This is a genomic window from Chryseobacterium indoltheticum (assembly GCF_003815915.1).
GTDB lineage: Bacteria > Bacteroidota > Bacteroidia > Flavobacteriales > Weeksellaceae > Chryseobacterium > Chryseobacterium indoltheticum.
This window is the reverse complement of sequence record NZ_CP033929.1, coordinates 673425-694199: the sequence shown is the minus strand read 5'-3', so window position 1 is coordinate 694199 and position 20775 is coordinate 673425. Positions and strand designations below refer to the sequence as shown.

Below are 20775 nucleotides of genomic sequence, written 5' to 3'. Positions count from 1 at the left end.
TTAAAGGTTATCCCGAATGGTCGGGACAGGTTATGGAATCGTGTCATCTTCATCAGTGTTTGTGTTCCCAAATCATGGCGATTTCATTGTTTAAATTTCAAATATTTTAAAGAGTAGCCTGCACACCAAAAGTTACCGTTCTCATTGCAGGATATCTGTAGTAAGTTGTTCCGTCGAGGGTCTGTTCAGGATCCATTCCTTTATGTTTGTAGAATGTGAAAAGGTTTTCTGCCTGAACGTAAACTCTCAGTTTTTTCAATCCAATTCTTTCAAAATAATCTGAAGGGAGCGTGTATCCCAAGCTTATATTTTTAATTCTTGCATACGTTCCAGAATACAAAAATCTTGACGAAGCAGAAGTCCAGTTATTGGTTGTTGTGCTTAAAGCAGGAACATCCGTATTGGTATTTTCAGGAGTCCATCGGTTTAACATTTCAGAGCTCCATGCTCTTCCTGCTGCACTTCCGTTATGCATCAACATCGTATAATCGTTATCCAGAATTTTACCACCCAAACTGAAAGTCAATAATCCTGAAAAATCAAAATCTTTATATCTAATGCTGGTTGTAAGACCACCCATTACTTTAGGCAGCGAAGACCCCTGCAAAGTTTTTGTCGCTTTTGCATACTCTGAAGTCGTTCCTCCCACTGTATTTCCGTTTGCATCAGTGGTAATTGTTTTCCAAAGTGGATTTCCGTTGCTCGAGTCAACTCCCATCCATTCAGGAATGAAGAAATCATAAATAGAACCTCCAACCTGTAATAGTTTTGTTCCGCTCACGATAGAACCTTTCGGAAGTTTGGTGATTTTATTGTTTAAAGTACTTAGATTTACATCAACATTCCATTCGAAATCATCCGTTTTAACAGGAGTTGTAAATAGAGAAAATTCAAAACCTGTATTTTTTAATTCACCGATATTCGCCTGAAAACCGCTAAAACCAACGGAAGGAGCCAAAGGCATATCAAACAAAAGATCTTTACTCTGACGTTGGAAATATTCTACATTTCCTTTAATTCTGTTTTTCAAAATGGCAAATTCTAATCCTACATTCAGGTTAAGATTCGTTTCCCATTTCAGATCCGGAGTAGGAAGTCTGCTTGCAACTGTACCGCCTTCACCAAGATTGTTATAAAATGTATATAAACTTTGATATGCATAATATGTGCTCAATTTATCATTTCCCTGGCCACCATAACTTGCACGAAGCGTCAACTGATCGAAAATATTTAAATCTCTAATGAAATTTTCACTCGAAGCTTTCCATGATCCACCCACTGACCAAAAAGTTCCCCATCTGTTTTCAGGTGAAAATCTTGAAGAGCCATCTGATCTTACCGATCCGGAAACGAAATATTTATTTTTAAAATCATATTCAACTTTTCCTAAGTAACTTAAAAGTCCCAATTTATCACTGTTTCCACTAAATCCGCCTAACAAAGCTGCCGCATCTGGTTCGTAATAATATGGAAGTGAAAATTGGCTTCTGCTTCCTGAGATGGTTTGAAATTCGTAATGATAAAATTCCTGTCCTGCTAAAATATTAAAGTGATGCTGGTTGAATTTTTTATCAAATGTTAGAATATTACTTGTCGTATAAGACAGCGTTCTGGAATTTGTTTTTGTTACTGAACCGCCGATTTCACTTCCTTCTCCCAATAAAGGATTTGTATAAAAGTGACCGTTGTAATTAACCAAATCAACAGAGAAACTTGATTTAAACTTTAATTCCGGTAAGAAAGTAAAATCTAAAAATCCTTTTCCTGAAAAGTTATCTTCACGGTTTTCATTTTTATCTAAAGGCAACGTTGCGGCGGCATTTTGATTCTGTAAAGCACTTGTAGGACGGTATTTTCCAAAGTCGTAGATATAATTTCCATTCGCATCTAACCTGTGACCTCCGTCTGCATTTCTTTCGTAATAAGGATAAAACGAAGGAATTACTCTTGCTGCATTAATGATATTATCCGTTCTGGAATCTGATGAAGGCGGCGCTTCCTGTAGACTGTTGGTATAACTTAAGTTAGCCCCAACATTTAACCATTTTTTGACTTCAGAATTTATTTTAAGTCTTGTACTGTATTTCGTAAAGCCTGATCCAATAGCGATTCCTTTATCGTCAAGATATCCTAATGAAAAATAGTAATTGCTCTTTTCGCTCCCGCCACTGAAATCTAAATCTACCTGACTTCTTGCTGCCACTCTCTGAAGAATATCTCTCCAGTCGTCGTTCCATAAAGCAGTAGCTCCAGGTAAAAGCTTACCGTCAGTTCCTACAGGTTTTGCATAATTTGATCCGTATGGATTTATTCCTAAACCATTGCTTCCGGAAACCAAAGCATCACTCGCCATTTGCGCCGCCTGTTGAGAAGTAACCTGGCTCGATTTGTAGCCATTTCTCAAAGCTTCCCAATAGAGCTGAAAATACTGATCTGTATTTACCTGCTCGTAATCTTTAACCGCTCTTGTAGAAAAACCCTGACTGATATTGAAATTCACTTTTGCTTCCCCCTTTTTTCCGGATTTTGTCGTAATAATTATTACTCCGTTGGCTGCTCTTGAACCATATAGTGAACTTGCCGTAGCATCTTTCAAAACACTGATCGATTCAATATCATTAGGGCTTATCGAGTTGATATTCCCGTCAAAAGGAATTCCGTCTACGACAAACAAAGGATTACTTGAAGCACTCACCGAGCCAATTCCACGGATACGGATAGATGCCGTTGCACCTGGCTGTCCTGAAGCACTTACTGCCTGAAGACCAGGAACCTGCCCCTCCAAAGCTTTTGTAATATTGGTAACCGGTCTGTTATTTATTTTCTCACTAGAAATTGTTGCGACGGAACCTGTATAACTTGTTTTTTTAGCTTTTCCGTAAGCGACAACTACTACTTCATCTATATCTTGTTCCCGAAGTGTATCTTTTTTTGCTTCCTGGCCATTAATGTTGATTATTCCTAAGAAAAACACAGCAACAGGTGGAATCCAAGCTTTAGAATTAATTAAATTTTTGTTAATCATAACTCATTTCATTTATCAAATTTTAAAAATTAACCCTTTGCAGAAAAGACAGCAAAGGGCATCGATAAATACGATTAACCAATTGCTTATTTTTCCTTTAAAGGCTGAATGTAACACCTTGCAAAGAGCAGGTTGTTAAGACTTCACAGGGTCAGTTCCCTCCATCTTTCTTTATAAGCCGATCGAAATATGTTTGCAAATCTAAAAACAATTAGTCTACAAAACAAGTAGACTTTATGATTTAGGATTAATCATTGGCAAAAATTAACTTAATTAATTCTTAAAAAACACTAAAATAGAGAGTTATACAAATTATCAAATTCATAAATATGATAAATATCATTAAAAATAATGTAATTCGGAAAATCATTTAAAATAGAAATATTCAGACTTATTGAAAAACTTTCTAAATTTATACTATGAAAGTTTTAATTATAAATGGCCCTAATCTGAATCTGTTAGGCACGAGAGAACCCGAAATTTACGGGAGTGTTTCAATGGAAGATTATTTAGAAAAACTAAAGTCTGAATTTACTTCTCACGAGCTGAAATCTTATCAGTCGAATATTGAAGGGGAGTTGATTAACAGACTTCAGGAAGATGATTTTGACGCAGTTGTAATTAATCCCGGAGCATTCACGCATTACTCTTATGCAATTGCGGATTGTTTAAAGAATATTCAAAAACCGAAAGTAGAAGTTCACATCAGCAATATTTACAAAAGAGAAGAATTTAGGCAGAAATCTGTAACAGCAGCTTGCACAGATGCGGTTTTGTCCGGTTTTGGAATGGAGGGATATCGATTGGCGATATTGAGTTTGAAGTAAACTCCGCAGATTTTTACAGATGATTGTGTAAAATAGTTCTGTCACTTTTGCTCTCGCAGATAAAACGGATTACGCAGATTTTTAAAAGAATATTAAAATAAAAAAGCCTCATCAATTGATGAGGCTCTTCACTATTTCTAAATGGTCTGTTCCTGCAATTGAGGACCAGAGGCAATCAGCTTTTTGGCTTCGTCATTACCGCAGTACTGCTCGAAGTTTTTGATATATTTTGCAGCAAGATCTTTTGCTTTTTCTTCCCATTCTGCAACATCGCTGTATGTATCTCTAGGATCCAAAATTCCTTCAGAAACATTCGGCAATGAAGTGGGAATTTCTAAATTCATTACAGGGATTGTTGTTTTTTCAGCTTTTTCAATTGATCCGTCAATGATAGAATCAATGATCGCTCTTGTATCTTTTAATGAAATTCTTTTTCCGGTACCGTTCCATCCCGTGTTTACCAAATAAGCTTTTGCACCGTGCTCTTTCATTTTACCGATCAATGTTTTAGAATACATTGTTGGATGTAATGTTAAGAAGGCTTCTCCAAATGCAGGTGAAAAAGATGGTTCCGGCTCTGTAATTCCTCTTTCAGTTCCAGCTAATTTTGAAGTATATCCACAAAGGAAGTGATATTGAGCCTGGTTTTCATCTAAAATAGAAACCGGAGGCAATACTCCGAAAGCATCAGCAGAAAGATAAACGATCTTACTTGCGTGACCCGCTTTAGAAGGTAAAACTATTTTGTTGATATGGTAAATTGGATAAGAAACTCTTGTATTTTCAGTGATAGATCCGTCAGTATAATCAGCAACACCGTCATGTACTACAACGTTTTCAAGAAGTGCATCTCTTTTAATTGCTCTAAAAATGTCCGGTTCCTTTTCTGCTGACAAATCGATTACTTTGGCATAACAGCCACCTTCGTAATTGAACACTCCGTTGTTATCCCAACCGTGCTCATCATCACCAATTAAATATCTTTTAGGATCTGCAGACAAAGTCGTTTTTCCTGTTCCTGAAAGTCCGAAGAATAACGCTACATCTCCTTCTTCTCCTACGTTTGCAGAACAATGCATTGATGCCATTCCTTTTAATGGAAGATAATAATTCATCATTGCAAACATTCCTTTTTTCATTTCACCACCATACCAGGTTCCTCCAATAATCTGAAGTTTTTCAGTAAGGTTAAACATTACAAAGTTTTCAGAATTCAATTCCTGAGCTTCCCAATTAGGATTTGTAGTTTTTGATCCGTTGATTACTGTGAAATCAGGTTCCCCGAAATTTTCTAACTCAAAGTGAGAAGGACGGATGAACATATTCGTAACGAAATGCGCCTGCCAAGCCACTTCAACAATAAATCTTACTTTTAATCTTGTGTCAGCATTTGTTCCACAAAAAGTATCTACTACGTAAATCTTTTTTGCGTCAGAAAGCTGAGTCAATACCAAATCTTTACATGATTCGAAAATTTCAGGTGTTGTAGGTAAGTTTACTTTACCATCCCAGAAAATAGTATCTTTCGTAACATCATCCTGAACAATATACCTGTCTTTAGGCGAACGGCCAGTGAAAACTCCTGTTTTTACAGAAACTGCGCCAGATTCTGTAAGTTCAGCTTTTTCAAAACCTTGATTTTCAGTTGAAACTTCCGCTTGATATAACTCTTCGTATGAAGGATTATAAATTAATTCGTAATCTCCTTTAATCCCTAATTTTTGTAAATCCTGGACGATTTTAGCGTTTTTCATTTTACTTATATTTTCTTTTTCTTTTTGTCTGTTTAACATCATTAATATTAACAAATTGTTAAACGTGGATAAATATAAACATATAAGCGAAAATGACAAATAAAAAATGGAATATGTAAAAAACTGATTAACAATCAATTAAATCATTCCACTCAAAAACAGTAGTAAAACCTTTTCCCCAAAAATAGTCCTTAAACCCTGCAAATTTTGAGCTCATTACAAAATCTCCGCCCCAAGCTCCTAAACTTTTGACAAAACTCGGACAATCTGAGAAAAACCTTGACTTAACTGTCGGAATTTCAATAAAATCTGAAATTTTTTGCTCATGTATCATCATTAGTTCAGAAAAATTTTCCAATTCATTACATAACAAAATATTTCTTGTGAGATTTGAAAACTCATCTACTATAATTTGAGACTTTACTTTTGACCTGTAAAGTTGAATCGCCTCGCGACTATCTTGCTTTTGATTGAGGTGAATAAAAATCAGTTCATTTTTAAATTTCGGATTAAAATTTATCTTCTCAAAATGTATTTCAGGCTTGTTCTGAAACAACACCGCAGATTTTGAATTGGCAACCGCAATATCGTATCCGCTTCCACCCAAACTGATTGAATTTAAATGGAAAGGATCAATCTCCGACCATTCTGCAAGATTGTTCATTAAGGTAGAACTGCTTCCCAAACCATAATCTGAAGGAAACTGAAGATTTGTTTTTAAATGATAAGTATCGGTACTTTTGAACTTAGTTTCAGAAAGACTCTGAACATTTTTAAGAGTTTTAAGAATAAACTCTGCGCTTTGATTGATGTTGGTTTCTAAGATCTGCCATGTTTTATAATCAATGACAGCCTTTAGCCATAATTTTTTCTGATGATAGGCTTCCCAGAAAATAATAGACTTTCCGTCTTGCTTTTCTTCAAAAAAAAACTCTTGTCCTAGCTTTGTGGGTACCGCTAAGACAAGAGCTCCGTCTACAGCGAAATATTCTGAAGTAAGCATAAGCTTTCCCGGTGAATAGATTTCGCCCATTTTTATGTTTTAGATGGCAGAAGTAGATGCTACTGCGCTATCAATTTTCTTGATTAATCCCTGAAGTGTTTTTCCAGGACCCACTTCTACAAAATTTGTAGCTCCGTCTTTAATCATATTCTGAACAGACTGCGTCCATTTTACAGGTCCTGTTAGTTGAGAAATAAGATTAGCTTTAATCTGATCCGGATCTGTAACGGCAGTTGTCGTAATATTCTGATAAACAGGAATAGTCGCCTTTCTGAATTTGGTATTCTCAATTGCAGCAGCCAATCTTTCTTGTGCAGGTTGCATTAATGGTGAATGGAAAGCTCCGTTTACAGGAAGCAATAGCGCTCTTTTTGCACCAGCTTCTTTTAATTTGACACAAGCTTCTTCAACAGCAACCGTTTCACCAGAAATTACCAATTGTCCGGGACAATTGTAATTTGCAGGAACAACAACTCCGCTGATTGATGCGCAGATTTCTTCTACTTTGGCATCATCCAACCCTAAAATTGCAGCCATAGAACTTGGGTTTGCATCACAAGCAGCCTGCATTGCCTTTGCTCTTTCAGATACCAGCTTCAAACCGTCATCAAAAGATAAAACGCCGTTGGCAACCAATGCTGAAAATTCTCCTAAAGAGTGCCCTGCAACCATTTCGGCACCAAGGCCATTCACTGCTTTTAAAGCAGCAACTGAATGTATGAATATTGAAGGTTGAGTAACCTCCGTTTTCTTAAGATCTTCATCAGTCCCGTTAAACATCAGGGAAAGAATATCAAAACCTAAAATTTCGTTAGCAGATTCCATCAGATCTTTAATGTCTTTACGGGAATCGTATAATTCTTTTCCCATACCTACAAACTGTGATCCCTGACCAGGAAATACAAGTGCTTTCATTTATTTATTTAAAATATATAGTTTAATAGTAAAGTCCTTAAAGAATTTAAGGAACCAGTCTGATCACTCTGAAGCCTGTATTTACATAAGCTCCGTTTGATTTAGATTTTACAAATTCAAATTTAGTAGCCAACTGAGTCTGTACTTTATTGATTTGTTTAAAGATTTCTCCTTTTTTGTTTTCTCTTGTCAACATATCATTTACCACATCAAAACCAATCACAGCATATTTGCCAGGAGTTTTGCAGTATTTTGATTTGTAAGCAGCCAAGATTTCTTTTTCAAAATTTCCGTCAGCATTAATTTTTCTATCCATCAGATAAACCAAATTTGCCTGGCTCAACTCGTCGACTTTTTTGTCGAAACTAGGAACCGCATACATACTGAACGCTTTTATACCCTGAACTTCTTTAGATAAAGCAATCACTTTATTTGAAAAAGCTTCACCTACTGTATCATTATCACTCGCCAAAATTGCAATAACCGGAGCAGATTGCCCTGTCATCATATTTTGATCTAACTGAATTTCTGAGGCTGCATTTACAACAGTGATCTGAGCATTTTTAAGATTTTTCTCAAGACTTGACTTCAGATAATTAGCATTCTCTTTTTTAGTATCTGCTACAATATAAATTTTCTGATTAGAATATACAGATTTCACTTCCTCTGAAATTTTATCTGCATACGTTTGATCGTTGGTTTCAACAATAATCAGGTTGCTGTAATTATATAATTCCGGTGAGTTTGCAAATGGCGCCACTACAGGAATTTTTTGAGTCTTCGTAAAATCTAAAAGATCAATTACGTTTGACTTAAAGAAAGGTCCGATAATCAAATCGGTATTATTTGGATTGATTTGAGATAAAGAACTTTTGAATGACGCTTCGTTACCCGAATCAACAATTTTTATATCTAATTTTTGTCCGCTTGAAGCATTTCTTTCGATCGCTAACTTTGCACCGGTAAGAAAATCAGTTGCCATTGCTCGATATTGCGTTTCGCCAGTATTGTAACCGAAAGGAAGCATCAAAACAACACTTAATGCATCACCATTCTTTTTGATATAAGCCGCATCAAGCTTTCTGATTTTGATTACCATTCCGGCTTTTAGACCTTTTGATAGTTCAGGGTTTAATGCAACTAACTCATCAATTGAAATCCCAAACTTGTTTACAATAGAAAAAACGGTATCGCCCTGTTCAACGGTATACGTAGCGTATTCATCCTGATTAGAGTGAGAATTTCCGGCTGAAGATCTTTCGTTTCCGGAATCCATTTTTGTCTTGCTATTATTTACCGGAGCAGTTTCAGTAACAGTCTCCATAGGTTTTGTCACTGTAGTAGCTACTGCCTGATTTCCACCATATTTTTTGATACTATCAAGAGGCAAAGTGATTTCGTCTCCGATTTTCATGTGAGAATCAAGCTCTGGATTGAGCTTTCTCAAATCAGTTTCAGAAATTCTGTACTGTTTTGTAATTCCGTAAACAGTCTGTTTAGGCTGAAGAATTATTTTTCCTGTCTGCGAAGAAGTGCTTGCAGCAGGCGTTTTTGTAGCAACCGCATTTGCAGTTCCCGTTTTTACGGTAATCACATCTCCAATCGCCAGTTTTCCGTCTTTAACTTTAGGATTCCACTTCAACAGCTCGTCTACAGTAATTCCGTATTTTTTGGAAATATTGTAGGGAGTATCCCCTTTTATAACCGTGTGTGTTTTCTGAGCAGTTAAACCAAGAAACATACATAAACCAGATAGTACAAAAAACCTCTTAATCATTTTCGATATTATAATTTACAAAAATACTTCTTTAAAATTAAATGGCAACAATTATTAATTTTGAATCTTCTACCACCATTTCTTCCAGACAAAATTCTATCCAGGAATATCCGAAATCCGCAAAAAGAACAGAAAAATTATATATTCTTTCCTGCCATGTCTTCGACGGATGAACATCTAAAAACAGATTTTCTAAACGTTCCAACAATTCATTTTGTTTTATCTTTTCAGCACGAAGAAGTCTTTTTTTCATCCTTTCGAATGATTTCAGCTGCCTTGTTTCTTCAGCTTCTACCAAATTACCAAAAGATTTTTCTGTTGACTCTGCTGCATTTTTCAATTCTAAAAACTGTTTCGTCAGAAGATTTTCTTTTTCATTAAGCAAATTAAGAATTTCATTATTATCTAAAATCTTATCATTGGTAATTTTTGTGAAATTTTGGAAGAAATCATCTATTTTCAAATCCAGTTTTTCAATTTTACCTAATGTCTTTTCTTTTAAAAACAACATTGAGTTTCTAGGTATTAAAATCGGAAAAGGCAAATTGAGTTCAGTAAAATAATCTTTCAGTTCCAACCAATACATGATTTCAGCATTCCCGCCGATGTAAGCGAGATTTGGTAAAATTGTTTCCTGATAAACAGGACGCATCAATGCATTTGGACTAAATTTTTCTGGGAAACTATCAAGTTCATTTAGAATTTCTTCTTTCGTGAACTGAATATTTTTATCTACAACAATATAATTTTTGCCGTCAAAATCTATTCTATCGCGAGTTTCAGAAAGATAAAATAAATTAATTTCACGCGGATTTACCTGAACTTTTCCGTATTTAGCTGTTAGAAAATCAACTTTATCTTTTGAGTTTTTATGTAAGCTAAAATTCTCGAGCTCATCTTTAAAAACATCTTTAATTTGATTCTTCAACGCTTTTGAATCACCATCTACAATCAACAAACCTAAATCTGAAAACAATCTGTTGACTAAAGTCTGAATCGCCTTCGTTAAAGTATTTCCGTTTTTATATGCTTCTTTCAGCATTAAAATCAACTCAGTTCCGAAAACAGAATCTTTAAATTCTTTATCAAATTCAGAAATGAAAAAAGTGTCATTTACAGAAATCTTTCCAACTGCACCGCCCGACTTTTCGTTGATTTCGTAATAATTATTCTCTGTTTTAAAATGATTGATTTCTGCAAAATCATGATCTTCAGAAGCCATCCAATACACCGGAACAAAATTAAAATCAGGAAAATTCTGCTGTAAATGCGTACAGGTTTTTATCGTCTGAAGAATTTTGTATATAAAAAAAACAGGCCCGGAAAACAAATTTAACTGATGCCCGGTTGTAATAGTGAATGTATTTTTATGTTTAAGATTTTCTAAGTTTTCTGTCTGTTTATAAGACAACTTAAAATCTGAAAGTTGTGATTTTATCGTTTCAAATAGAATTTCTCTTTTTTCTAATGTGAACGAATTTTGTTTTAAATGAATTTGCTGAGCAAAATTTTCAAGTGAAAAAGTATGTGCTTCAAATCCTTCTATATCATGATTCAGGAAATCTTTTATAAGTTTTGGAATACTTTCAATTTCGCTGAATGCTATTTTATTTATTGTTTTCAACCTGATATAATTTTAGTTGAACAGATACCATAAAATTCCGATATTCAGTCTAAAATCATAGACGGGATAATGTGGGAATGCATATGATTTGTTTGGTGAAACGACCGTTCCTATTTGCTGACCTTCGATAAAGAAAAACATTCTTTTTACCTTCATATTGACGTACAAATCGGCAATTGGCTGTCCTCCGATTGAGAAAGAATCTGCGCTTGGCAAAATATATTCGTTAAGAATCGGGAAGTATTCTCGTGTCGCAAATTTTGAGAAATAATACACTTTTAAACCAGCCTGAATTTCTGCTGCATTTTTGAATGCTTTAGACTGAAAGAAAAAGTTGGCTCTTCCGATAAAAGATGGCATTGGCAACAACTCTTTATTGGTTAAAGCATTTTGAAACTGTACTCTTGTATTTAAATGAAACTTGCCATAACTGAATGTAGCATCACCTCCGATTTGAGAAATATTTACAGAATTTGCGCTTTGTCTTGGCATCGCAGCTGCATCAAAATACGTATAATTATCTATTCTGAAATAGTTGGCAAAAAGTTGAGTTTGAAACCATTTTAAATTGACATTACCTCCAATTTCTGTTACGGACTGATTTTTTGCGTCACTAAGGAAATAATTAAAATTATTGTATACCGAAGCGTTCGCAAGATAATTAAATGACGGATATGAGCTTTGGAAATTTACTTTTGCATTAACAAAGTAATCTTTAATTGGCTCAAACTTGATATTGTTTGTCGTCTTTAAATAATTTCCGAACTGATTCCCTTTCGAAATTTCCAAAAATGAATTGACCTGAAATTTATCGAAAAGTTTGATCTGTAGATTTCCGACAGCGCCCAATCTGTTTTCTTTCATTTCAGAAGGAATTTCAAGCGTCGGCAATGTAATTTGATCTACTCCGAATTTCAGCATTTGATACCTTAATCCGGCATCTAATTTGAAACGCTCATTATCAAAAACCAAACTCAATGTATTGCTAAAATTATTTGAGTATTTTTTAGTTGCAAGAGGAAAACCATTTACAATTTCTGATTCAGAAGTGTACCAATATGGTTCTAAACTACTTTGGTTGTAATAATATTTATTCCCTTGATTAAAAATAGTATGTCGAATTCTAAAAGGAAATTTTTCAGCATTAAAAGGAGTAAACTGATGACTCAGATAATATCTTCGGTAAGAATACTGCGAACTGGATGAGGCCAAATTCACTAAAGCTCTATCACGATTTCTAAACTCGCTATCTCCTGACTGAAACAGATCATCATTGACAATTCCTCCATTCTCCTGATTATTTACATTCTGATGAAGGTAATGAGCAAATAATTCATAATCCCCGCTTTTGGAAGTATAATGTCCTGAAAACAAAGTATTATTATTTGCTGACAATGAATTTCTGTAAAATCCTTGAGAACGAAGTCCCATATAATCTAAAGCAAAATTGAATCGTTTCCCTATATTCTGCGTATATGTTGACTGCAAAGCCGCACCGTTCTTCATCGCGGTATGATAAATAAAGGTTGCCGTAGGAGTTTTGACATCGTAATATTTGATATCATTAATTCCTAAAATTCCGTACGATTTATTTGTTGGCAATAGAGAAAGGTTTTGCTCAGCATTCACTTCATAAGATAAAGGATTGAATCCTGATCCGATATTTGCAAACTGCACTCTTCCAAAATTATCTCTGTTATTATACTGAGAAAAAATATACGTTTTATTAAAGCTCATCGTCGTATCAAAGATTTTCTTTTCAGAAAACTGAGTCTGATACTGATAATCATTAATCGTCGGCTTAAAAATTTTAAGAGAATCTTTTGTCCCTGAATCTATAACTAAGGTGTCTTTTAGTTTTTTATCAAGCATGTTAGAGTCTGTTTTATTGACAATAACCTGAGCTTTAGTAACAGAAGCAAGGAAAAATATGATTAGAAAAAGGTATTTCATGAATATTTTTTGTACAGCAAAAATAGGAAATAAATACTATAGCAAAGTATCTCAAATATTTTAAAAACTGGTAATCATTAAATTCGTAATTATTAGAAACGAAGTTTTTTATTGACTTATTTATGATAAAAATTTCAAAAAGATGAGAAAACTAAAACAAATACCACATCAAAAACACTTACAAATAGATTATTTACTGAAAAATAATATAAAAAAGTTTAATAAATATTTTTGACATAGATATCAAAAATGGAACAAGACTTCTTTCGTAAATCCACCGTTTAGATATAGGGCATTAGGTAGATTAAAGTAGAATACTATTTTAATAGAAATATGATATGATGCTACAGAAATATCTTGAAAGAGAGGTAATTTAAGCAATATTTTTTTATAGATAAAATACAGTCTGAACTAAAGATGAAAACCACGGAACAACCAATAAGGAAGCGAACAATCAATATTTTCTGATTAGTATATTAATCAATAACCTCTTAATTAATTTAAATTGACTCATTTCAAACAAATTGTTACTAGACAGAATACTTCTTTGAATTGTAGTTTTTACAACTATTCATACTAAACATTAAAGGAATAAATTATAATATCACATAAAAAAGAGCTGTATCATGTCTGCTACAGCTCTAATCATTATAAGAATGTTAATAATTTTATTAAACCAGCATCTGAATTAATATCAATATTATTTAATTTCACTTTACTTTCCAGTTCTTTTTTCTTTTCAGGAAACAGATCGTAGATTCTTTTTCTTTTATTTGGAACTTCAAAAAAATTTTCACCAATACCAATAAAATAAGTATTTGTAGTTACAAAAGATGGACTAGTATCATCGGATGCATAAGAATTTTTACTTTTTTCTGGAACATTTACTTTTGTAGATACTTTTTTTAGTAACGATCTGGAATCGGCTTTATATAATTCAAAAAAATAACCGAGTTTTTCATTTATTGTTAAAAGCACTAAAATTTCATTAGACTTAGAAAATTTAATCCTCGAAAACTTATCTTCTTTCGGTAATATATATATATTATTATTCTGTTGAAATTCAATCTGATCAGCATATGTATTATATCTAGCCTCTATGGGAGCATAATCTTTTGCTATAATAGATGTTTGGAAATTTTTATTTATATATGCACTTCCACTAATTTCTTCATATTTATAAGAAGTCCCTAAACCATTAATAAAAACTTTCTCTAAAAAACCTTCTGTTGTAGGAGTTCCTACAGTACCTTGTGCGAATGTATTAGTAAAAATAAGTACTAAACATGAAAATATTATTTTTTCCATTTTTTATTTTTATAGTAAATATAAAAAAAAACACTCAAAATGAGTTGTTTTTTTTTATTTATTTAATTGTCTAGTCCTGAAATAGCGATAAAAAAAAAGAATCGTTATGAAAGAACAATTAGAGACGCTTTATGTTAAGCGCACGCAGAAAGATTACAGTTTGAGTCTAAAACTTCAGATTGTAAAAGAAATTGAATCAGGTAATTTAGGGATTACAGAATGTTGCAAGAAATATGGTATACAATCCCGATCGACAATTGTGACTTGGCTTAGAAAATATGGTAACTTTGATTGGGACAATCAAACACCGAATTCTATGCAAAAAACTCCTGAACAAAGAATTATGGAATTGGAGGCTGAAGTAAAATTGCTCGCAAAACAAAAAGCATTACTTGAAAGACAAGCCTACATTGCCGATAAAAAGGCAATTTTCTTCGATATGATGATCGATTTGGCGGAAAGCGAATATCAAATTGACATCCGAAAAAACTCCGCATCCGCACAATCAATAGCTTCCGCAGAACAGAAAAAGAAACCTTAATTTTTACCTGTGGATTGTCCGGATTGGATAGACAAGTCTATTATCGAAGTTTACAGCGCAGCACTGTGCGTATCAGTAAAGCCCAGCAAGTATTAGCCCTGGTTGAAGAAAAACGGATGATGCAGCCAAAGATTGGCGGTAAGAAATTGTATTTTATGTTAAAAGAACCTTTAAATCATTGAGTATTGGCAGAGAAGTTCTCTGATATTTTGCAGGTTAATCATTTACGTTGCAGACAATTTGAATACGGAAAGCAGTTTGATCGCCTTAAAGAAAGCTTATAGAAATTAAAAGTGAATTTGGAATCGTTGATTCATCATTGTCTACGTCGAATCTTCGATTTCAGACGGAGGCTTACAATACTGTTCGAATGAATATCAAAAGATTTAGAGAAAAACCATATAAAATGCAGTATGACAAAAACTCAGATCCGTATGAAAATGCTGTTACAGAAAGGATAAATGGGATTTTGAAACTCCATTAAGAAGAAAAATCGTGAATGAATCTATTGAAATTTACAACGAACGAATTGCGTCCTCATTTTTCCAATCATTATTTAACTCCAAACCAAATGCACGAACAATCCGTATTGAAAATGAAAACCTACAAAACAAAAAACCAAAGCAAAAATGGTTTTGCTTTGGTTTAATTAATTATTTTTGACCTATAATCTGTATCGGATTTTCAGGACGGGACATAATTAAATCTAATTCCCTTGGAATTTTTCAGTGTAATTACCAAAAGATCCGGCAGATACTATATAAGAAACTCTTAGATCAATAGTTCTATTACATGTATTAAATTGAGATTTAGAACCATCTAATGCTGGTCTTATAGTCACTGGTCCGTAAGTTGGATCTGTATATCCTGTTGCCATTGTAGGAACAGTAATCTGATACGAAATTGGATCATAAGTTAATGGTAAATCCCCACTATTTAAAAAGTTTTTAATGAGCAATCCATTTGGATTTGTAGGATCCTGCACAACTTGATAAGTATCTCCAGGTGTTCCAAACCATCCACTTACATAATTGAAACTTCCAAAAAATGTACTGATCGGACATGTTTTAGTAATTTGTACAGTTGCAATTTGTTTATCTAGTACATTTGGTAATGTAGGGGAGCTAATTTTAAATGCAGCAATTTTACCTTGTGGTGATGCAGGCGCTGAAAACAATCTTAATTTCACAACACCTTCTGATTGACCTCCTGTAATCTGGCTACTTCCTAAAATTTGAAAATCTGTACCCTGTACTGTATTAGACAAACTTGGTTCAAAAGTAAAATTTACTTCGTGATTTCCTTCTGCCGGGATGGTCAATTTATAGGGTACATCAACATCAACATAAGTAACTGTCGAACTAACTGTTCTTGGATAACTTACATTTTCAAAGAATACATTTGTATCTTCTGTCGCTCTATCTTCTACACTACAAGACACTAATGCAGTAATCGCAAGTATAGAAGCTGTAAAATAATTAAATATACTTTTCATTTTTATTACTATTAAAATTAATACCCAGGATTCTGAGTAATGTTTGGATTAGCATTTATCTCTGCCTGAGGAATAGGAAGAGCCCATTTATAACTATTCAATGGAAGATTAACAGGGTTTGCTGCAGGAAAGTTTGCCGAAGCAGATGAATAATCAGCCGCATCTCTATCAATACCTACGTTAGCTAAAGTACCTAATCTTTTCAAATCTAAGAATCTATACCCTTCGAAAGCAAACTCTAGTCTTCTTTCATTCAAAATAGCCGCCCATGCATCTGTTGCAGTTGCATAAGTTGGTAATATTTGAGCCGATCCGTATCGTGCATCTCTGATTACTTTTATAGCAGCTGCGGCTCCAGGTCTGTTATTTGCAGCTACCAGAGCTTCAGCTCTTATAAGATACATTTCAGAAAGTCTCATTATTTTGATATCATTATTAAAACCATTAGACGAAGTAACCGCAGGTGTTGTGGCTCCTGTCGCTACTCCACCATGCTTGTTGATAACAATAATATCATCATTTCTATAATCTTGCGTGTTAACATAATTCGCAGCAAGTATTGAAGATGGTGCAATAAGCACATTTGCTCTAACATCCGCAACAGTAGTTGATAAAGTAGCAGGATCAAGATTGCTAGGGTTCAAACGATTATGTAGTGATCTTCCTACTTCATAAATTGGAGAACCTGTAAGACGAGGTCTTACACTACACCACGCATTGTGAAGATTGTAACCTTGGCTATTACTAATAGCATTTCTTTTTAGTTTGAAGAGTACTTCAGTTACATCAGTATCAGTAAAGAATGTATTTCTGTATTGAGCTTTTGTAGCTAATACTGCTCCTGATTGTGCGATAACATTATTAGCCCAAATTAAGGCATTTGGATAATCCCCTCTGTAAGCATAAGCTCTGGCCTTAAGACCCATTGCGAAAAACTTATTGGCCTGTAACTTATCTGCCGCAGATAAACCTGCTCCTATTTGATTATAAAGATCAATTGACTTATCAAGATCTTCGAAAATTAATTTATAGAATTCACCATTTGTTGTTCTTTGCTGTCCAGGTTCGTCATACGCATATATTCTAGTAGAAAGAATACCTGCTAAAGCCGAATCATCTTTTGGATTAGTTGAAAAATAAGCTAAAATTCTAAGATGATTATACGCTCTCAAAGCATAAGCTTGAGCTAAAGCTTTTTTTCTATCAGTTTCAGTTTCTCCTGTTCCTGTACCTACTGTAACTTTATCCGCATATAATATAACTCTATTTGCCCTTGCTAAAGAAGCATAGCTTTGAGTCCATATTGCAGTTGGTAAATTTGAATTAGGAATCATCTGAAAAATCCATTCAGCAGATAACCCTTGGCCACCATTTGCAAAACCAATTCCTACTTCATCTGTAAATATAGATACAAACTCTGACTCAGATCTAGAATTCATATTAGCATATGCCCCATTAACCATCAATGTTAAATCAGACACATTTGTTAATGCTTCATCTTGAGTCAATGACCCGGGATTATATGGTTCTAAGAGATCTTCACTACATGATGCGACTAAAAAAAGCCCCGTCACAAAAAATATTTTTAAAAAAGATTTTTTCATAATTATCAATAAATTTAAAATTTAACATCTAACCCTAATGTGAAAATTCTGGGTGTCGGATATTGATACTGGTCTCCGGCTCTATTACTTTCAGGGTCCCAGCCTCTCCATTTTGAGAATGTAACTAAGTTTTCACCTTGAACATATACAGCTAAGCTATTCATAAATGTCCCCTGCAGTAAACTTTGAGGTAAATTGTATCCTAACTGAACATTCCTTAGTCTTAAATAAGAAGCATCTACAATAAATCTATCTGAATTTCCATCTAAACCTATGTTTGCAGCTGTTAAAGAAGGTACTGTTGTATTGGTATTTGTAGGAGTCCAAGCATTTAATAGATCTGTACTAGCATTAAATGATCCTAAACTTGTAGGATCCATTAATCCTCCGTAATCAAAATCAAAACGATAGATATTAGCAACATATGTAAATGTTGTACTTGCATATAATCCTTTGTAGCTTATATCAAATCCAAAACCTCCCTGATATTCAGGTAAAAAGTTTTTACCAGTAAGTACACGATCATTATCTGTTGGGCTTTCCGTAAGACCTCCGTTCACATCATAGAATAAAAGATTTCCATTACCCTGGTTAACCCCAGCATATCTGTATACGAAAAATTCGCTGATTTTCCCTCCATTAGCAGTATTATAATTTCCAGATTTGATCTCACCTAAACCAGGAATACCACTAACCTTTTGGTTATTATAGGCTCCATTCCCTCTAACTGAGAATTGGAAGTTAGTCCCTTTAATAATATCATATTTCAGATTCAGCTCAATCCCTTTGTTGGTAACATCTGCTGTAGAATTTTGTCTGATAGAGCTTGTTCCAACAAGAGATGATACAGGCACGTCAATAAATTGATCTTCAGTTTTCTTATTATAAACTTCTAATGAACCCGATAATCTTTTGAAGAAATCAAAATCAACTCCTATATCAGCAATTTTTGTTGTTTCCCATCTTAATTCGGGATAACCAAATTGAATAGAGTACCCCCTATTTGGACCATATACGTTATTACCGACTCCATAAACATCATAAAATAAAGGCGGGTTAATTCCATCAAATACAGATCCATCAACAATTCTCTGATTCCCTACTGTACCATAAGAACCTCTAAGTTTTAGCAGGCTAATATTTGAATTACCTAACATAGATTCAAAATTAACTCTTGCACCAACTGACCAAAACGTACCCCATTGTCTTCCAGTATCAAATCTACTTGTTCCATCCGTACGAATTGTTCCTGAAAGCCCAAAGGTCTTGTCATAGTCATAGTCTAACGATCCAAAATATGAGATCATATTATATCTTAACATATAATTGCTGGTAACCGGAACGTATACATCATCTGTAGATGTATCAGACACATAACCTGTACCTGCACCAGGCACATATGTTTTTGGATCTAATCCATTTCTTCTGATGGAATTAAAATCTAGTTGAGAAAAATTATACTCTCCATTCGCAGCTACTCCTATAGTATGTTTTTCTAAAAACTTCTTATTGTATCGTAGTTGATACAAATTATTAAATAGAAACTGTCTAGATACACTATTTGTTTCAGAACCGCCAAATTGGTTATTCCCTAAAAACAGCAAAGCATTAAATGAATGAGGATATTCAGCCTGTAGCTGGCTCTGGTTAAGGAACTGCCCTGAAGTTCTTACCATCGCCGTAAAATCATCTGAAATCTTGTAAGATGCCTGTGTTGCTAAATCAACTCTTGCTTCCCCTAAACTTGTTTCAAAATTTCGAAGCTTATCCATTAGCATTAGCGGGGTGTACAGCAATGTACCATCTGAATCATATAAATCATATAATTGCTGATAATTCTGATATTCACTAGGCGATACGTATGGAACCGCACTCATTGCGCCCAATACATAATTCTGATTAACACCACCTGTGCCTAAATTGGTTGCCAAATTATTTTTCGAGTATGCAATTCCTGAATTTATTGAATAGTTAAATCTATTATTATTAGATTTACCATTAATATTATTTCTTAAAGAGAATCTCTTTAAACCAGTACTTCTTAAAACTCCTTCTTGATCTAAATATCCTACAGAAGTATATGAGTTTATATTTTCCCCACCACTAGTAACAGAAAAATCATGACTTTGGCCAATTGCTGTCTGAAAAAAAACTTTTCTCCAATCTGTATTAATACTATAATTATTAATTTCATCATCACTAAGTCCAAAACCTCTACCTATACCATACCTTTTCTCCAAGGTTAGTAATTGTCGAGAGTCTGCATAATTATACTTATTATCCTGCAATGATGACACCAAGAAGTTGGCTGAGTATCTGAATTTCAACCCTTGATTATATCTACCTGATTTTGTTTTTATAACAATAACTCCATTAGCCCCTCTCGCTCCATATTCAGAAATTGCAGAAGCATCCTTGAGTACTTCCATTGAAGCAATATCATTAGAGTTCAGTGTTCGGAACGAATCACTATTTGAAGGAAAACCATCAATAACATACAATGGATCAGTATTACCGTTCAGCGTACCAACTCCTCTGATAATCACTGTAGGCTTTGCTCCAGGCTGTCCTGAACCTGTAGCAATATTAACACCAGCTAACTGTCCCTGAACCGTATTCAAGACGTTTGAATTTGGCCTGTTTTCAATAGTTTTTTCATCAACTTTAGACACTGCTGACGTTGTTGTCTTTTCTGTCGTTGGTCGATAACCACTAAGTGTTACAACCTCTATTTGAGTCTCTCGATCAAGAGTATCCCGACCAGTGTTTTGTGCATACACTGCTTGTCCTAAAAAAAACAATGCCCCGGCACTTAATACACGTAATTTAACATTCATATTAACAAAATTTTAATATTTTTAATGAGCAAATATGTTAATAAATATTAACATATGCAAATTTTTAACTTATATAAATGTTTTTTTTTTATTTGATATACTACAAAAGCAC

General features: G+C 34.0%; 14 protein-coding genes and 1 riboswitch. Of the genes, 3 read left to right on the top strand and 11 right to left on the bottom strand.

Features of this window, described 5'->3' with window-relative positions:
* Positions 1 to 106: 106 nt before the first annotated feature.
* Entirely contained in the window at positions 107 to 3025 is a 2919-nt protein-coding gene (locus EG358_RS03225; RefSeq protein ID WP_076557378.1) for a SusC/RagA family TonB-linked outer membrane protein, read from the bottom strand.
* Positions 3026 to 3108: 83 nt separating this feature from the next.
* A riboswitch (SAM riboswitch) is annotated at positions 3109 to 3205 on the bottom strand.
* A gap of 239 nt (positions 3206 to 3444) precedes the next feature.
* Between EG358_RS03225 and aroQ the strand changes: the two genes are divergently transcribed.
* Positions 3445 to 3852: a type II 3-dehydroquinate dehydratase gene (aroQ, locus tag EG358_RS03220; protein WP_076557375.1), complete on the top strand. Its 408-nt coding sequence runs from the start codon at positions 3445 to 3447 to the stop codon at positions 3850 to 3852.
* A gap of 137 nt (positions 3853 to 3989) precedes the next feature.
* Here aroQ and pckA read toward each other — a convergent pair whose 3' ends face one another.
* From pckA to EG358_RS03185, 7 genes are all read right to left on the bottom strand, one after another.
* On the bottom strand, positions 3990 to 5606 hold the full coding sequence (gene pckA / locus EG358_RS03215; RefSeq protein WP_076558025.1) for a phosphoenolpyruvate carboxykinase (ATP): 1617 nt from the start codon (positions 5604 to 5606) through the stop codon (positions 3990 to 3992).
* 127 nt (positions 5607 to 5733) lie between these two features.
* Entirely contained in the window at positions 5734 to 6639 is a 906-nt protein-coding gene (locus EG358_RS03210) for a GYDIA family GHMP kinase (RefSeq protein ID WP_076557373.1), read from the bottom strand.
* Between the two features lie 9 nt (positions 6640 to 6648).
* Positions 6649 to 7524 (bottom strand): ACP S-malonyltransferase, encoded by an 876-nt coding sequence (gene fabD, locus EG358_RS03205; protein ID WP_076557371.1) that lies wholly within the window; start codon positions 7522 to 7524, stop codon positions 6649 to 6651.
* Between the two features lie 46 nt (positions 7525 to 7570).
* A complete protein-coding gene (locus EG358_RS03200) occupies positions 7571 to 9265 on the bottom strand; it encodes a LysM peptidoglycan-binding domain-containing protein (protein WP_228421254.1) in 1695 nt (564 codons plus the stop codon).
* Positions 9266 to 9338: 73 nt separating this feature from the next.
* Positions 9339 to 10925, bottom strand: coding sequence for a bacillithiol biosynthesis cysteine-adding enzyme BshC (gene bshC / locus EG358_RS03195; RefSeq protein WP_076557368.1), 1587 nt, complete (start codon positions 10923 to 10925; stop codon positions 9339 to 9341).
* Between the two features lie 12 nt (positions 10926 to 10937).
* Complete coding sequence (locus tag EG358_RS03190; RefSeq protein WP_076557365.1) at positions 10938 to 12878, bottom strand: putative porin; 1941 nt, start codon at positions 12876 to 12878, stop codon at positions 10938 to 10940.
* 648 nt (positions 12879 to 13526) lie between these two features.
* Positions 13527 to 14186: a hypothetical protein gene (locus tag EG358_RS03185; protein WP_076557363.1), complete on the bottom strand. Its 660-nt coding sequence runs from the start codon at positions 14184 to 14186 to the stop codon at positions 13527 to 13529.
* A gap of 106 nt (positions 14187 to 14292) precedes the next feature.
* Between EG358_RS03185 and EG358_RS19800 the strand changes: the two genes are divergently transcribed.
* The gene (locus tag EG358_RS19800) at positions 14293 to 14727 is read left to right on the top strand and encodes a helix-turn-helix domain-containing protein (RefSeq protein WP_076557361.1); all 435 of its coding nucleotides are present in this window, start codon (positions 14293 to 14295) and stop codon (positions 14725 to 14727) included.
* Between the two features lie 499 nt (positions 14728 to 15226).
* Positions 15227 to 15376, top strand: a complete 150-nt coding sequence (locus EG358_RS19795; protein ID WP_228421253.1) for a hypothetical protein — start codon at positions 15227 to 15229, stop codon at positions 15374 to 15376.
* A gap of 57 nt (positions 15377 to 15433) precedes the next feature.
* Here EG358_RS19795 and EG358_RS03175 read toward each other — a convergent pair whose 3' ends face one another.
* The 3 genes from EG358_RS03175 to EG358_RS03165 form a co-directional block, all read right to left on the bottom strand.
* The gene (locus EG358_RS03175; RefSeq protein ID WP_123890003.1) at positions 15434 to 16168 is read right to left on the bottom strand and encodes a hypothetical protein; all 735 of its coding nucleotides are present in this window, start codon (positions 16166 to 16168) and stop codon (positions 15434 to 15436) included.
* 71 nt (positions 16169 to 16239) lie between these two features.
* A complete protein-coding gene (locus tag EG358_RS03170; RefSeq protein WP_159436349.1) occupies positions 16240 to 17796 on the bottom strand; it encodes a RagB/SusD family nutrient uptake outer membrane protein in 1557 nt (518 codons plus the stop codon).
* 44 nt (positions 17797 to 17840) lie between these two features.
* Positions 17841 to 20663: a SusC/RagA family TonB-linked outer membrane protein gene (locus tag EG358_RS03165; protein WP_076557354.1), complete on the bottom strand. Its 2823-nt coding sequence runs from the start codon at positions 20661 to 20663 to the stop codon at positions 17841 to 17843.
* Between the last annotated feature and the right edge of the window lie 112 nt (positions 20664 to 20775).